Here is a 13965-nt window from a genome sequence, read left to right as displayed (position 1 = left end):
GGGTTGGTGTCTAAAATCCGCTCCTCGAAAACGGATTTTCGATCACCATCATGCTGAGGAACCATGGCTCGCATCCTGTGCATTGCCAACCAAAAGGGAGGCGTCGGTAAGACGACCACGGCCATCAATCTGGCCGCTGGGTTGGCAATGGCCGACATGCGCACGCTGCTGGTCGATCTCGATCCTCAGTGCAACGCGACGACCGGCATCGGCCATCAGCCGACCGAACGTCATCCGTTGGTCTCGGATCAGCCGCTGGGCGATTCGATTATCCAGACCAAGATCGAGAACCTTTCGCTGGTTCCTGGTAGCCGCAGCTTTGAAGATGTCGAGCGTTTGGCCGGGGGCGAGAAGTCGACTTCCGCGGTCCTGACCAATCACCTCGAGTCTGGCATGAACCAGTTCGACTACGTGCTGATCGATTGCCCTCCTTCGGTGGGCGCGATCACGCAGACCGCGTTGGCCGCTTCCACCGAAGTCGTGATGCCGATCCAGGCCGAGTACTTCGCCATGGAAGGTTTGACGCAGATGATCAAGGTCATCCGCGACGTCATGCGGCGGCCACCTGGCAAGCTCGAGTTCGGCGGCATCGTCCTGACGATGTACGACCCAACCTTGGAGCTGACGCACGAAGTCGAGCAGGAAGTTCGCGACTTCTTCGGCGATATTGTTTTCGATACGGTGGTCCCCCGGGATCACTGGGTTTCCGAAGCACCCAGCTTCGGGCAGTCAGTAATCACCCACGCACCTCGCAGTCGCGGGGCTCGCGCTCATATGGAATTGTGCATGGAGGTTTTGGATCGTGACTAGACAAAAGCGATTGGGACGTGGATTGGCAGCCTTGTTGGGAGACCCGACCGATGAAGCCGCATCGGACGTCGTGATGCCAGAAGAAGCAACCGATACGCTTCCTTTCCGTCCTCGCCTGGCGGAATCGGACATCACCGAGGAAGCTTCGCAGAAGTCGGATGCTCTGCGGATCGCCCTGAGTGAAATCGATCGGAACCCGTTCCAGCCTCGTCACAACTTCGACGACGCCGAGATCGCTTCGCTGGCCGAGAGCCTCAAAGAGCATGATATCCTGCAACCGATCGTCGTCCGCCAGATGGGCGATCGTTATCAGTTGATCAGCGGTGAACGCCGTTTGCGTGCGGCCGGCATCGCCGGTTGGGACACCATCCCGGCGTTGATCCGTGAAGCGGACGATCGCCTGGTGGCCGAACTGGCCATTGTCGAGAACCTGCAGCGGCAAGACCTCAACCCACTGGAGAAGGCAATCAGCTTCCAGCGGTACCTCGAACAGCACAACGCGACCCAAAGCGAGTTGGCCGATCGAATCAAGGTCGACCGCAGCACGATCGCCAACCTGGTGCGTCTGTTGGATCTGCCCGATGCCGTGAAGTCGGCCGTTCACAGCGGCGAGATTTCCCAGGGACATGCCCGAGCTTTGTTGCCACTGGGTGATGAACAAATCCAGTGCGAGTTCGCCACGCGGATCGCTCGCGAAGGCTGGAGTGTCCGAGCGACCGAACAGGCCGTCCAGGATTTCCTGAATGGCGAAGAGGGAGCCGCTCCGGCTCCGGCAGCCAAGAAGGGTGCTCGAACCAAGTCGCAGCAGGTGGTCTCGCTGGAAGAAGACTTGCGGATGGCACTCGGCACCAAGGTCGACATCAAACAAGGGACCAAGGGTGGCAAGATTGTGATCCACTTCAAGAACGCCGACGAATTCGATCGCTTGAACGAATACCTGTTGGCGGAAATGGAAGAGCAACGCCGCGCCGCGTAGCTTGCGATTTCGATCGACGATTCCAGATCCAAGGCGGAAGCAAATTAGCTTCCGCCTTTTTTTGTGCGCTAGTCGCAAGGATTGCGGATCGACTTCAGCAGATGGTCGACGCTCTGCGAGAGCTTGCTCGAGAAGTGTCGCAGTTCGGTCGCGGCACTAACCAGGGTCTCGGTCGAGTGGCGCGTTTCGCTGGCGGCTTCGGTCGTCTGATTGATATTCTCGAAGACGCAAGTGGTTTCTTCTGCCGCGTCGACCGCATGCTCGCGGATTTCGGTGGTGGCGGTCGCCTGTTGATCGACCAGGTTCGAGATCGTCTCGCTCACATGATGGATCTCGGCAATCAGGTTGCCACAGGAAGTAATCGCTTCGGCCGCTTTCCCAGACGAGTCTTGCACGCTGCCGATCTCTGCCTTGGCTCGCTCCGTTGCGTCGCGAGTCTTCTCCGCCAGTTTGCGAACTTCGGCCGCCACGACGGCGAAGCCAAGACCCGCCTCACCTGCCCGAGCGGCTTCGATTGCGGCGTTTAGCGAGAGCAGGTTCGTTTGCTTGGCGATCTGAGCGATCGTATCGACCACGGTTCCAATCCGGGAGGAAGACTGCTCCAGTCCAACCACGATCGAGGTCGCTTGTTCCGATTCGTTGACCGCACGTTCGACGACATTGTTTGCTTCGCCCACGTGCTGTTTGACCTGTCCGATGCTGGTGGCAAGTTGCTCCGAAGAGTCGGCGACCTGCGAGACGCTTTCCTTGGTTCGGTTGGCTGCTTGTGAGGCATCCGCGGCTTGTTGGGCTGTTTGGTTGGCAACCGACGCAAGTTGTTCGCTGGCGTCGAAGATGTCGGTGGCGGCGGATTCGACTGAGTTGGCGATCTCTTTGACCGTCGTTTCAAACTCGTCAGCGATAGCCAGTCGGCGGACCTCCGCGTTGGCGAGTTCATCCGAAGAACGTCGCATTTCAGAGATCGATTCGTTGATCAGCAGCGAGGCATGTTTGAAGGTGCCGACCATCCCACGGAGGATGACACGGCGGAAGAATTTTCCCTGGGCGGCATAGCTCAGCGAAGCTTTGGCCTCGCGAACGAAGGCATCGGTATAGTCGAGCAGCGAGTTGATGCTGACCAGCATCCGCTGCATATCGCCATCGGCATCAATATGAAGGAGCCTCGCTTCCAGGTCACCATGGGCGGCGTGTTCGCAGACGATGGTTGCCTTTTCCATCCAATGTTCGTACTGGGCAATCTTGGCTTCCAGTTCAGCGACACGAGCTTCGAGTTGCTCGCGGCTTACTTCGGTCGAGGGCTGTTCGGCAGTTTGTAACATCGGTGTCAGGCTCCTAAACGCACTTGACCAAGGAGAAGGCGAACTGGTCGTAGGTCATACCGGAGTCTGCCAACAGGTTACCAAGAGTGTGTTCTGCTTCTTCCATGCCGGTGCGCCAGTCGGAGGCAGAGTCTTCGATGTTCTTCAGCTGGGCGTAGATCGGGACGATGGTCTCGATCGCCTCTTTATCTGGCACGCGGCGACTAGAATGGTAGCCAACGATTTCACCCTTCAAGTTGAAGGTCGGCGTGACGTGAGCCAGGACCCAGTAGTGATCGCCGTTTTTGCAGAGGTTGACGACGTAGGCAAAGATCTCGTGGCCGCTGGAGATCGTGTTCCATAACAGATGGAACACGCATCGCGGCATATCGGGGTGCCGGATGATATTGTGCGGAGCGCCGAGCATCTCTTCTTCCGAGTAGCCAGAGACCTTTAAAAAGGTGTGGTTGGCGTAGGTGATGATGCCCTTCGGATCGGTCTTGCTGACGATGATTTCGTCGAGTCCGAAGGTACGTTCTCGCCCGGTCGGTGTGATGGTCTTTCTGGTCATGCCCCTTGCCCCACAAGCTCAGCAGATGTCAGTCTGCGATACGATGCTGCAAACGGCAGCTGCCCCATGGAGTGCCGGGAACAAGGTGCCTTCGCTGCGGAAAATATGGGAAAGAACTAAGGGGCGTGCTAGCGATCGACAGCGTGTGGGTTTCCGCAGAAGGGGTAGCCGGCAGGGCGATATCAGAATAACCGCGCGAAGTGGAAAGTCATCACGAAAGCTCAATCTCGACAGAACTCCGGCGACTAAGAGCTAGTTGGAAACTCGCCAATCGCCTGCATGTTGTCGTCGTCAATCGACCAGACTTCGGTTGAAATCGGGTACGACGCGTTGGAGAATTCGCGAACTACGACCGGTCCAACACGTCCCGTCAAGGCTTGGAATTCAGCTCCCCACACGTACACAAAATCTCGATCGGGCGCGACGGCCAACACAGGCCAGCCCATCGTTGGTTCGACGATGTCGCGCAGAGTCGGAGCCAGCAACAGGGCTGCTTTGCAAGGGAAGTCGGTGACAAAGTAACCAAGCTTTGCTTCATCGACGGTTTGCGATTCGAAGGTGGCAGCGGCCAAAGCTCGATCAAGATTCGCGAAAGCGATTGCCCCAGCTTCGTCAGGCGAAAGTTCAATCTTTGCCAGCATCTCGGGCGTGACCCAGCGAATCGTGCGACCACCGGGAGAGATATGCACCAATACGCGGTCGGTGGTGCCACTCAGTGGAACACGAATGTCTGCCGGCGGATCGTAGTCGTTCGGTTCGAGCGACCAGTAGAGGTTTTCAGCGACGAGGGCGTCGTCGGGATGGTGGGCCGTTTCGACAATCGCATCAACGAAGCGGCTGACCCGCTTCAGGTCTCCATTGGCTTCGACATCGCGTGCCACGTTGTCCAAGTTGACCATCATCTCGAAGTCTTCGATTTGAACGCGGTACCGATCGGTCTCGGCATCAAACTCGAATGTGAGGCCGCGCGCAGTCAACTCTTTTTCAAATTCCGCTCGGACTTCCAGCATGACAGCTTCCTCCTAATTCGATCCACCTGATTCGGAGGGCAGTGTAGTTGGCGGCACGGTGGCAATCAAGCAATCGGCGATCGCCGCACCAGTACGATTGCCAGAATCAAGCCGACCAATGCGCCGAGATAACCGGCGTTGTGGATCATGCCGACGCGAACGAATGCCGTACCATCTTCAATGCGAAGGCTACGTAGCATTGGTTGCCAGGTCGAAAGATCGGTACCAGGTCCAAGGCTCAATCCATACCCATAGGCCGCGGCTCCGAACAAGAAGGTCACCAGGAATAAGCAGCCCATCGCGCGAAAGACATTTCGCCAGGCCATCTCGCGCGGGCAGCCTGGGAAGTAGTATCGCGCGAGGAACCATCCGGCAAACATGCCAACCCACCAGGTCGCCAGAAATCCGATCGTTGCCACGAACACCCGATCGCCAAATCTTAGGTCAGCATAGGCAAACTGATCGAACTTGAATCGGGTGAAGTACTCCGGCGATATCGAGTAGGTGATCTGATCGTGGAGGATGCCGTACAACCCAGCGATTACCGCTCCGATCGCAGCCGCATGAAGCATTGGCAGGAAATCGGCTCGATCAAATTTCGGGACCAGGTAGCGAAGCAAACTCGACTCCATTGGCACGGAAGAGACTATAGTCGCCGCTTACCAATTTCATCGGAGATCGCTTAGGCGTGGGCTCCGCGCGGAAGGTCAGCGGACGAACCTGTCTTGGAAAGCTTTGCCAGACGGCGAGCCACATGGATCACGATGGCCACGTGCACGCCAATCGCGACCGCCAAGGCTGACAGATGAAACGTCCAGCTAGCACCGGCACCTGACTGCAAGATACACCAGCCGCCCAGCGGAAGAAACAATAACGCCGCAGTGATGACGCCGGGATTGTATTCGCGACGTTTGATCGTCATGCCAATGTGAGGTAGGGCGTTCACCACGGCCAGGTAACCAGCCGCGAGTCCCCAGGCCGGCCCAACGAACCAGGCGAGGTACAACGCTACCAGGTCGACTGCCCACACTCCCAGCGAGTTAATCCAGAAGGTGGCTGCCGGTGTCAACGCTTCGCGTCCACCAACGATCGTGCGATTGATATAAAGCCGGAACCGGTCGCCGGTGTGCTCTTCGAATTGATGAATCATGTAGAGCGGCAACTGCAGGAAGATCAGCGTCAATGCCAGACCAGCGGACGCGGCGATTATGGGCGTCAGCGCCAACAGGAACAGCGAAGTGAAAAGTGCCGCAGCCGGCCAATGCCAATCACGAACTAGCCAGGTCCACATGGGACGAACTCTTAAGTTGGAGGCGTCGAGTGAAGTTTCCGCGTAAATACATTCCAGCCAGACAACCAGTCCGCTGGCAATTTCGCAAGCTTAGGTCGAGATTCATGACACCGATTTCGTCTCGCAACGAAGATGAACGCTGGGGCCACACAATTGATACGACCATTACGAGCGGAAGTTCGCTCTATTCTTCCGCTGAGTCTTCCAGGCCTTCAAGCGGAGAGTGAACGGATGCTATCTCTTGGGCAAGTTCCGCCTCGTAGAAAACGAGTTGTTCTGGCTGATTTAGCTTTTTGGCGGCAGAAACGGCGGCCTCGAAGATCACCTGGCTGTTCGTTTCCAGTTGGCTCTGCCGATAACAGGCCCAGCGAAATGCTTCCATTGCGGTGGGATCCGGAGCGACCGCGGCGATCTTGAAAGCGGTTTCGACCAACGAACGTCCAAGGCCGACCTCGTGCCAACCCTCGATCTGATCGAGCATCGCGTCACAGGACGTAATCGTCCCCCAGGCCTCTTGGACGTCGCCAAGTTGAAAGAGAACATCGGCAATCGAATGGCTCTCAGAAACGCGATCCCAGTTGGTATCGGCAGCGGCCAGCATTTGCCGGTAAGTGCTGAGCGCCCCAGGCAGGTCGCCTAGTTGCTTCTGGGTAAAGACCAACCAGTAGAAGTCGATCTCTTCGGTTTCGAGCCGGTAACGCTCGAGAAGGACTTTGGCCTCGGCTAGTTGCTGTAAGTCGATTGCCAATTCGATCCAGCCCCTGATCGAAACCGCCTCTGGATCGCGTGGAAAGTAGTCGGCAAGGGCGGCCTGCCATGCTTCCATTTCCGAGGCGTTCCAGCGAAAAGTGCCTTCCTCGTCGAAGAGGACTTCTTTCAGCCACTGCCCAGCATGATGCTCGCGCGAAGCGAGTCGGGCGGTGGCGGCCTCAGGGCCGTGGATTGCCAGGAACTGCGAATCATACCCGCACGCTGTATCGAAGTTCGCTGACTTGGCGTCCGCATAAAGCCAGAAGTCATCCAGACGATGCCACCGCATCAAAAGGTAGCTCGCCAGGCGAACCTTATCGCCATAGCCTTGGTACGGATCGTTCTCCAGCAGTTGGATTTCTTGCTGTAGCAAGTAACGCACGAGCGATTCGTCTTCATCGGTCGCCGCAAACTGAAGTGCCGTCAGGATCAAATACCGAGCAGAGTCGTTGGCGTCGCAGAACTCGCCGGCTTCGGTTTTCGATTCCCGGTACTGAAAGCGGTGCCACTCTTTTTGGTCAGAACGGATCCGCGGCAGGTCGTGGATGGCGGCTTGGATAATGGCGAGCATGGCAACCCAAGGCAGATAAGAGAAAGTAGGCCAGAAGTGCGACAACGCACACGGTAACATGACCCAACGACAGGGCCAACGTTCGCCCAGGGAAGCCTCTGCGAGGCAAGAAGCCAACAAAAAATCCCTCCGACAGTCGTTGTTCGACCATCGGCGGGATTTGATGCTGATTAAAAGTCGGGGTGATAGGATTCGAACCTACGACCCTCTGCTCCCAAAGCAGATGCGCTAGCCAGACTGCGCTACACCCCGTGGACTTGAAATAATAGCGTCCCTTCCCAGACCTGACAATGTGGGCCAATGCCATATCTGGGGTCGAGTTGCTAATTTCTTAGAGGAATCTTGCTGGAAATGGTTCGCGGTGCTGGCATTCTCTGGGGTAGAAAGTGCAGATAAGGGCGAAATGGCCACTTATTGCCGATTTCAGCCCCATAAAAATTTTCTCAGCTGCTTGTCGAAGCTTGTCTCTTTCAATCGACCAGATAGCAGGGGAACCTCTGTACCGAGCCCCCGTTAGATTGGCGTTCTGTTTTTCCGGGGCCGTAGTACGATGCCTATCACGATTCAGATTCCTTCAATGCTGCGATCGGAATGCCAGGGGGCTTCCCAGGTGCAGGTCGAAGCGGCCACTGTTCAGCAAGCCCTCGATCAGCTTCAGCAAGAACGCCCCAATCTCTTTCGCAGCGTCTGCGACGAGACCGGGGCGGTCCGCAAGCATATCCATCTGTTTGTGAATGACGACCTGCTGCATCGGACCGAAGGGCTCGCCACGCCGCTGACGCCAGACGATGTTCTGTTCATCATGACCGCCGTTTCAGGAGGCTAACCCATGGCCGATCGTGTTGTTTTGTGCATAGGAACGAAGAAGGGACTGTTTGTCGCCGAGGCCAGCAAGTCGCGGGGCCGTTTTGAACTTCGCGGCCCGTTCGGATCCGGCGTGGCGGTCTATTCGGCGTTGATCGATACCCGCAAATCGCCTCGTCTTTTCGCGTCTAGCTGCAACGCCTGGTTCGGGATGAAGCTGTTGACCTCGACCGACCTGGGGAAGAAGTTCAAAGAAACCAAGTCGGCCCCAGCCTTCCCGGGGAAAGATGGCCGCTCGCTCGCCAACATCTGGGCGCTTGAAGCGGGACCTGGCAGCAAAGACCTGTATGCCGGTGTCGAGCCTGCGGCGTTGTTTCACAGCGAAGACGGCGGCAACTCGTGGGAGATGATCTCAGGCATCAGCAACCATAAACATTCCAAAGATTGGCATCCTGGGGCTGGCGGGCTTTGTCTGCATACGATCGTCCGGGATGGCGACCGGATCCATCTGGGGATTTCGACAGGGGGACATTATCTAAGTGAGGATGGCGGCAAGACATTCGATGCCGCGAATGACGGCGTCGGCGCTGGCTTCGTCCCGAATCCTTATCCTGAGTTTGGTCAGTGCGTTCATAAGATTGCCCGGCATCCGGCCGCACCCGGTAGGCTTTATATGCAAAACCATGGCGGTTGGCCCGATCGGCCTGGCATCGGTGTGCTGCGGAGCGACGATTACGGGCATACCTGGGAATCGATCGCGGAAGGTTTGCCTTCCGACTTTGGGTTTCCGATCGTCGTGCATCCGCACGATCCTGAAACGATCTACGTGGTACCGCTTGAACCGTCGACGCGAACCTGTCCGGAAGGTAAGCCCGCTGTTTGGCGAAGCACCAACGGCGGCCGCAAGTGGAAGAAGCTGACCAAAGGGCTACCGAAGAAAGATGGTTTCTTCACGGTCTTGCGAGACGCCATGACAATCGACTCGTGCGATTCACCAGCGGTCTATTTCGGAACGACGACCGGTCAGTTGTGGATGGGCAACGAAGGTGGTGATGGCTGGACCTGCCTTTTTGAATCGCTGCCTCCCATTAACTGTGTCAAAGCGGCCGTGATTTAGGGAGGAAAAGTTTTTCGCTGATTGTCGAATGAGGAGATGCGAGAACGACTACTTGGTAAACAGGCGATTCGTTCTAATCTCGGGAGAGAGAAACCATGCAAGGTATTACGACATTTCTTTGGTTCAACGATCAAGCGGAAGAAGCGGCTCGGTTCTACGTGTCGGTCTTCGACGATGCCAAGATCCTTTCTGAAACCCGCTATGGCGAGGTCGGTCCAGGCCCCGAGGGCTCGATCATGACCATCGAGTTCGAGATTCAAGGCCAACGCTTTGTCGCCTTGAATGGCGGACCGATCTTCACCTTCACCGAAGCGATCTCGTTAGTCGTCAACTGCGAATCGGCGGAAGAGATCGATTATTACTGGGACAAGCTTACTGAAGGTGGCGAGCCTTCCCGCTGCGGATGGTTGAAAGACAAGTTCGGAGTTTCGTGGCAGGTCGTCCCGACAAGGCTCAAAACCTTGCTTGGCGATCCTGACCCTGCGAAGTCACAAATGGTGATGGCCGCGATGATGCAGATGGAAAAGCTCGATCTGCATGCCCTGCAAACTGCCTATAACGACGCCTAGTGCCATGGCGTTCTGATGGTTCGATTTCCTGATTTCAAAACTACTTCCTTGGAAGGACAACAATATGTCTGCACCTGTTCCTGCTGGTCGCCCTGGTTTTATTCCTCACCTGGTGTGCGATCCTTGCCCGGAAGCGATCGAGTTCTATAAGAAGGCCTTCGGTGCGACCGAAATGTTCCGTCTGCACGCGGCCGATGGCGAAAAGATCATGCATTGTGAACTGGTCATTGGTGACGCTCACTTCTTCATCGCGGACGATTTCCCAGAGTACTGCGATGGCAAGCTGCAGTCACCGAAGGCACTTGGTGGTTCGCCGGTAACGATTCATCGCTACGTCGAAGATGTCGACGCCGCCATGCAGCAGGCCGAAGAAGCCGGGGCGACGGTTCGCATGCCTGCCACTGATATGTTCTGGGGAGATCGGTACGGCGTCGTGGTCGATCCGTTCGGCCATAACTGGTCGTTGGCCACGCCGCAGCGGCAAGTATCGCCTGAGGAAATCAAAGCGGCTGTCCAGCAGATGGCCGAGGAAAATTAGCTTTCGGCTTGCCAATGCCGCAAGATTTCTGCCGATCAAACGAATGACCCTGGGTAAACTAACCAGGGTCATTTCTTGTTGATGGAGGCAAATCGGTGGAGGCGATCGAGTGGACCTGGAATCGCATCGCAGGCTGTATTTTCGCGGCGGCTGTGGTGCTGGATTGCCTGGTGACGACCGGCGAACTGAATCGCACGGCAGCGATTGCTTTCGGGTTTCTTGTTTTGCTCGGGATGCTCTTCTGGCCGGAAGAAGCAGACCGAATGCACCGACAATCATCCGATGGTTTTTCGCATTCCGGCGGCGAGCCGACACCAGGGATCATCTTGCAGATCGTGGTTTGGCTGGTGATGCTCACGCTGGGGATCATTCCCATGCTTCTGCGTTGGCCCTCCTGAAGAAGTTGCTTTCTTCGCGCATCTGCGGCCGGTATATTCGAGAGAACTTTTCCACCCCCTCTCGAATTCCCTCCGGAAGGCCTCTGCCATGCCAATCGCTGTTCGTCTGCTCGTGTTTACGTTATGTCTGATTGGATGGGTGCTGCCCGTCGCTGCGGCAACGACCGAGCAGCCACCGAACGCCAGTAGAGTGTTGGCACAAATGAAGAAGGCAGCGACGTTCTACCGTTCTCAGGTCGCTGTCCGCGGCGGCTATGTTTACTTCTACAGTTCCGACTTAAAGCAGCGATTTGGCGAAGGGGTGGCATCGCCGGAGCAAATCTGGGTGCAGCCGCCAGGGACGCCGACCGTGGGGATGGCGTTCCTGGATGCGTATGAGGCCACCAGCGATTCGTTTTACTTGGATGCCGCGACCGAAGCGGCCACGGCATTGATCTACGGGCAGCTGCAGTCTGGCGGATGGACGAACTGCATCGACTTCAATCCGCAAGGAGAACGGGTCGCGTTCTATCGCAATGGTCACGGCAAAGGAAAGAACAACTCGTCGCTCGACGACGATCAGACGCAATCGGCCCTGCGGTTTCTCATGCGGTTGGACAAGACATACAACTTTGAAAACAAAGCGATCCACACCGCCGCGATGACCGGACTCGATGCCTTGTTGGCGGCTCAGTTTCCCAACGGTGCGTTTCCTCAGGTATGGACCGGACCTGTAGATTCTTCGTTGCCCGTTGTCCCGGCGTCGTATCCTGACTACGACTGGAAGACCGAAGGTCGCGTCAAGAATTACTGGGACATGTATACGCTCAACGATGGCCTGGCAGGTAGTGTCACCGAGGTGCTACTCGATGCGAACGAGATCTATAAAGATCCCCGCTACTTGGAGGCTGCGAAGAAGTTGGGCGACTTTCTGATTCTCGCTCAGATGCCCGATCCACAGCCAGGCTGGGCCCAACAGTATAGCTACGACATGAAACCGATCTGGGCTCGCAAGTTCGAGCCACCAGCGATCGCCGGCCGAGAGTCGGTCGACGCGATGGATGCGTTGTTGAGCATCTTTCAGGTTACCCGTGATCGAAAATACTTGGATCCGTGCGGGAAGGGAATCGCTTACCTGGAGTCTTCAAAGCTGCCCAATGGGCAACTGGCCCGTTACTACGAGCTGAAGACCAATCACCCCCTCTATATGAACCGCGAGGGGAAGAACTACGTGCTGACTTACGACGATACGAACCTGCCAGATCACTACGGCTGGAAGACCGACTCGAAGGTGGCATACCTGAAAGACCGCACCAATCGCGTACTCAAACTGCCACGCCAATATGGGAGTCGACGGAGCGTGTCGGTCAGCGACGTGAATCGAATCCTCAAGTCGCTCGACAGCGAAGGTCGCTGGATCACGACCTTCAAGGATGAACGCCTGGTTGGGGATCAGCGGTTCAAGCCGGGCGATCAATTCATCTCGAGCGAGACTTTCGCCGACAACCTGGTCGACCTGAGCACTTATCTTAAGAGCATCAATTAAGCGAGCGTCGCATCAGGAAGTTGCTCAGCGTCTGGCCATTGATCGTCACTTGCTGTGGCTCTTCAACCGAGAAGCCGTGAGCCTCGAAGAAGGAACGCGCGGTCAAGCTGACATGCGAGTGCAGCGATGTCAGCTTCATTGCTTCGGCACGCCGCTCGATCTCGGCGAAGAGCATTCGGCCGACGCCGCGGCGCTGCCATTGATGATGGACGAAGAACATGTCGATCAGGCCGTCCGGCTGAACATCGCAGAAGCCAGCGATCTCGTGTTCTTCGATGGCGACAAACGGATGGATGCTCGCCATTCGAGCTTCCCAGCGGGACATTTCAATTTCGGCTGGTGCCCACGCGTCGAGTTGCTCAGGCGAATATTCGCGGGCATTGACAGAGTGAATCGTCTCGTAAAACAGTTGCCAGAGTTGAGGATACTCTTCAGGCAAAGCGTCGCGAACATCCATGCTCTCGATAGTTGGGGCTAGTGGTCGACGGTTACGCCGCGATAGGTCACCTTGCCGCGTGTCGCACAGAAACGTTCGGCAAGTTGTGGGATGTCGTTGGTGTGCCCTAAAACGATCACGATATCACCGGTGGCCAACACGGTTTCGGCAGGCGGATTGAGGAGCGTCGAGCCATCTTTTCGCCGCAGACCGACGATCAGAAAACCATGGTTACTGCGGAGTTCGATGCTGCTGATCGTTTTGTCGACCAGCGCCGAGCCCGCCGCCACGACTAACTCGTCGAACCGCAGGCCAATGCGGCCCAATTCGTCGTTCATGTCGCCTTGCGTGGTGACTTGTTCTAGCATGTTTTCCGCCGAAGGGCGAATGATCATCTGGGCGAGCTTCTTCGCTCCAATCGCGGTGGGCAGAACGACCTTGTTCGCCCCGCAGCCGATCAACTTCTTCTCGGTTTTGGGGTTCTCGCCGCGGGCAATGATCATGATGTCGGGGTTCATGCCCCGGGCCGTCACGGCGACAAACACGTTCGTGGCGTCTTCGGACAGAACGGTCGCCAAGACCGAGGCACGTTTGATTCCGGCCAGTTCCAAAACATGTTCGTCGGTCGCGTCGCCACTGATCCACAGATAGCCCAGTTCCTGGGCGGCGTTCAAACGGCGCTCGTCGGTGTCGATCACGACAAACGGCTTGCCAGCGGAGTTTAGTTCGCGGGCCAGGATCGATCCCATGCGGCCGACGCCACAGATAATGGTGTGTTTCTCGAGGCGATCGATTTCCAGCGACATGCGTCTCGCTCCTAGTGCCTTCTGAAGTTCACCGTCGACCAGCATCTGCATGAAGCCGCCGATGGTGTAAATGACTGCTCCGTAGCCTGCGATGATCACCATGATGGTCAGGGCTCGCAGGGCAGGGGACTCGACCGGTTGGACTTCTCCATAACCGACGCCGAAGATGGTGATGATCACCATGTAGATGGCGTCGTCCATTCGCCAACCATGCGACATGTAGCCAGCGACCGCCACGACACAAATCGCAACAAAGAGAGCTCCACCAGTGGCCATCTTACGAATGGGGCCTGTCAGCGGTGCTTTGCGTTTGGGTGGCGGATGATCGGGATCGAGGTGTTGCGTGACCACGTTGGCTTAATGCTTAGACGTACGGACTCCTCCTGGTTGTCACTCATCCGCCAAGCGAGTCACCACCAGAAAGGCATTCCCGAACCAGCAGGTCATCGGACTTGCTGGATGGAAACCCTTACTCTGTCGAGTCTAACAGGGGGA

16 protein-coding genes and 1 tRNA gene are annotated in these 13965 nt (G+C 56.8%); 8 read left to right on the top strand and 9 right to left on the bottom strand.

Annotated elements, in window-relative coordinates; translation table 11 throughout:
* The first annotated feature begins 63 nt into the window (after positions 1 to 63).
* Together AB1L30_RS02925 and AB1L30_RS02920 are read left to right on the top strand one after the other, a co-directional pair.
* The gene (locus AB1L30_RS02925) at positions 64 to 810 is read left to right on the top strand and encodes a ParA family protein (RefSeq protein WP_345084410.1); all 747 of its coding nucleotides are present in this window, start codon (positions 64 to 66) and stop codon (positions 808 to 810) included.
* The gene (locus AB1L30_RS02920) at positions 803 to 1786 is read left to right on the top strand and encodes a ParB/RepB/Spo0J family partition protein (RefSeq protein ID WP_367011859.1); all 984 of its coding nucleotides are present in this window, start codon (positions 803 to 805) and stop codon (positions 1784 to 1786) included. Before AB1L30_RS02925 ends, AB1L30_RS02920 begins: the two co-directional genes overlap by 8 nt.
* A gap of 68 nt (positions 1787 to 1854) precedes the next feature.
* On the opposite strand, the gene AB1L30_RS02915 is transcribed toward AB1L30_RS02920, so the two are convergent.
* The 7 genes from AB1L30_RS02915 to AB1L30_RS02885 all read right to left on the bottom strand — a co-directional run bounded on the left by AB1L30_RS02915 (position 1855) and on the right by AB1L30_RS02885 (position 7529).
* The gene (locus AB1L30_RS02915; RefSeq protein ID WP_367011858.1) at positions 1855 to 3105 is read right to left on the bottom strand and encodes a methyl-accepting chemotaxis protein; all 1251 of its coding nucleotides are present in this window, start codon (positions 3103 to 3105) and stop codon (positions 1855 to 1857) included.
* A gap of 13 nt (positions 3106 to 3118) precedes the next feature.
* Positions 3119 to 3655: a PAS domain-containing protein gene (locus AB1L30_RS02910; protein ID WP_367011857.1), complete on the bottom strand. Its 537-nt coding sequence runs from the start codon at positions 3653 to 3655 to the stop codon at positions 3119 to 3121.
* Positions 3656 to 3900: 245 nt separating this feature from the next.
* Positions 3901 to 4665, bottom strand: a complete 765-nt coding sequence (locus AB1L30_RS02905) for a hypothetical protein (RefSeq protein ID WP_367011856.1) — start codon at positions 4663 to 4665, stop codon at positions 3901 to 3903.
* A 65-nt stretch (positions 4666 to 4730) separates the two neighbouring features.
* Entirely contained in the window at positions 4731 to 5285 is a 555-nt protein-coding gene (locus AB1L30_RS02900; protein ID WP_367011854.1) for a hypothetical protein, read from the bottom strand.
* Positions 5286 to 5347: 62 nt separating this feature from the next.
* Positions 5348 to 5956 carry an HXXEE domain-containing protein gene (locus AB1L30_RS02895; protein ID WP_367011853.1) on the bottom strand — a complete coding sequence of 203 codons (609 nt, stop codon included), beginning with the start codon at positions 5954 to 5956 and terminating at the stop codon, positions 5348 to 5350.
* A 184-nt stretch (positions 5957 to 6140) separates the two neighbouring features.
* Positions 6141 to 7277, bottom strand: a complete 1137-nt coding sequence (locus tag AB1L30_RS02890; protein ID WP_367011852.1) for a hypothetical protein — start codon at positions 7275 to 7277, stop codon at positions 6141 to 6143.
* A gap of 177 nt (positions 7278 to 7454) precedes the next feature.
* A tRNA-Pro gene (locus tag AB1L30_RS02885) sits at positions 7455 to 7529 on the bottom strand.
* Between the two features lie 298 nt (positions 7530 to 7827).
* Between AB1L30_RS02885 and AB1L30_RS02880 the strand changes: the two genes are divergently transcribed.
* From AB1L30_RS02880 to AB1L30_RS02855, 6 genes are all read left to right on the top strand, one after another.
* The gene (locus AB1L30_RS02880; RefSeq protein ID WP_367011851.1) at positions 7828 to 8103 is read left to right on the top strand and encodes a MoaD/ThiS family protein; all 276 of its coding nucleotides are present in this window, start codon (positions 7828 to 7830) and stop codon (positions 8101 to 8103) included.
* Positions 8104 to 8106: 3 nt separating this feature from the next.
* Positions 8107 to 9198: an exo-alpha-sialidase gene (locus AB1L30_RS02875; protein ID WP_367011850.1), complete on the top strand. Its 1092-nt coding sequence runs from the start codon at positions 8107 to 8109 to the stop codon at positions 9196 to 9198.
* 95 nt (positions 9199 to 9293) lie between these two features.
* Positions 9294 to 9767, top strand: a complete 474-nt coding sequence (locus AB1L30_RS02870) for a VOC family protein (protein ID WP_367011849.1) — start codon at positions 9294 to 9296, stop codon at positions 9765 to 9767.
* Between the two features lie 64 nt (positions 9768 to 9831).
* Entirely contained in the window at positions 9832 to 10305 is a 474-nt protein-coding gene (locus AB1L30_RS02865; RefSeq protein ID WP_367011848.1) for a VOC family protein, read from the top strand.
* A 95-nt stretch (positions 10306 to 10400) separates the two neighbouring features.
* On the top strand, positions 10401 to 10703 hold the full coding sequence (locus tag AB1L30_RS02860; RefSeq protein ID WP_367011846.1) for a hypothetical protein: 303 nt from the start codon (positions 10401 to 10403) through the stop codon (positions 10701 to 10703).
* Positions 10704 to 10791: 88 nt separating this feature from the next.
* A complete protein-coding gene (locus tag AB1L30_RS02855; protein WP_367011845.1) occupies positions 10792 to 12228 on the top strand; it encodes a pectate lyase in 1437 nt (478 codons plus the stop codon).
* On the opposite strand, the gene AB1L30_RS02850 is transcribed toward AB1L30_RS02855, so the two are convergent.
* Together AB1L30_RS02850 and AB1L30_RS02845 are read right to left on the bottom strand one after the other, a co-directional pair.
* Positions 12221 to 12685, bottom strand: a complete 465-nt coding sequence (locus tag AB1L30_RS02850) for a GNAT family N-acetyltransferase (RefSeq protein ID WP_367011844.1) — start codon at positions 12683 to 12685, stop codon at positions 12221 to 12223. The two genes, AB1L30_RS02855 and AB1L30_RS02850, sit on opposite strands and share 8 nt — an antisense overlap.
* Positions 12686 to 12702: 17 nt before the next feature.
* On the bottom strand, positions 12703 to 13821 hold the full coding sequence (locus AB1L30_RS02845; protein ID WP_367011843.1) for a potassium channel protein: 1119 nt from the start codon (positions 13819 to 13821) through the stop codon (positions 12703 to 12705).
* Between the last annotated feature and the right edge of the window lie 144 nt (positions 13822 to 13965).

Source organism: Bremerella sp. JC817, assembly GCF_040718835.1.
Lineage (GTDB): Bacteria > Planctomycetota > Planctomycetia > Pirellulales > Pirellulaceae > Bremerella.
This window is presented reverse-complemented; position numbering and strand designations above follow the sequence as displayed.

Excerpts from the sequence above, each read along its gene's own strand:
- AB1L30_RS02910 (WP_367011857.1), bottom strand. The coding sequence starts at position 3,655 with ATGACCAGAAAGACCATCACACCGACCGGGCGAGAACGTACCTTCGGA.
- AB1L30_RS02855 (WP_367011845.1), top strand. The coding sequence starts at position 10,792 with ATGCCAATCGCTGTTCGTCTGCTCGTGTTTACGTTATGTCTGATTGGA.
- AB1L30_RS02850 (WP_367011844.1), bottom strand. The coding sequence starts at position 12,685 with ATGGATGTTCGCGACGCTTTGCCTGAAGAGTATCCTCAACTCTGGCAA.
- AB1L30_RS02890 (WP_367011852.1), bottom strand. The coding sequence starts at position 7,277 with ATGCTCGCCATTATCCAAGCCGCCATCCACGACCTGCCGCGGATCCGT.
- AB1L30_RS02905 (WP_367011856.1), bottom strand. The coding sequence starts at position 4,665 with ATGCTGGAAGTCCGAGCGGAATTTGAAAAAGAGTTGACTGCGCGCGGC.
- AB1L30_RS02870 (WP_367011849.1), top strand. The coding sequence starts at position 9,294 with ATGCAAGGTATTACGACATTTCTTTGGTTCAACGATCAAGCGGAAGAA.
- AB1L30_RS02925 (WP_345084410.1), top strand. The coding sequence starts at position 64 with ATGGCTCGCATCCTGTGCATTGCCAACCAAAAGGGAGGCGTCGGTAAG.
- AB1L30_RS02875 (WP_367011850.1), top strand. The coding sequence starts at position 8,107 with ATGGCCGATCGTGTTGTTTTGTGCATAGGAACGAAGAAGGGACTGTTT.
- AB1L30_RS02865 (WP_367011848.1), top strand. The coding sequence starts at position 9,832 with ATGTCTGCACCTGTTCCTGCTGGTCGCCCTGGTTTTATTCCTCACCTG.
- AB1L30_RS02880 (WP_367011851.1), top strand. The coding sequence starts at position 7,828 with ATGCCTATCACGATTCAGATTCCTTCAATGCTGCGATCGGAATGCCAG.
- AB1L30_RS02895 (WP_367011853.1), bottom strand. The coding sequence starts at position 5,956 with ATGTGGACCTGGCTAGTTCGTGATTGGCATTGGCCGGCTGCGGCACTT.
- AB1L30_RS02915 (WP_367011858.1), bottom strand. The coding sequence starts at position 3,105 with ATGTTACAAACTGCCGAACAGCCCTCGACCGAAGTAAGCCGCGAGCAA.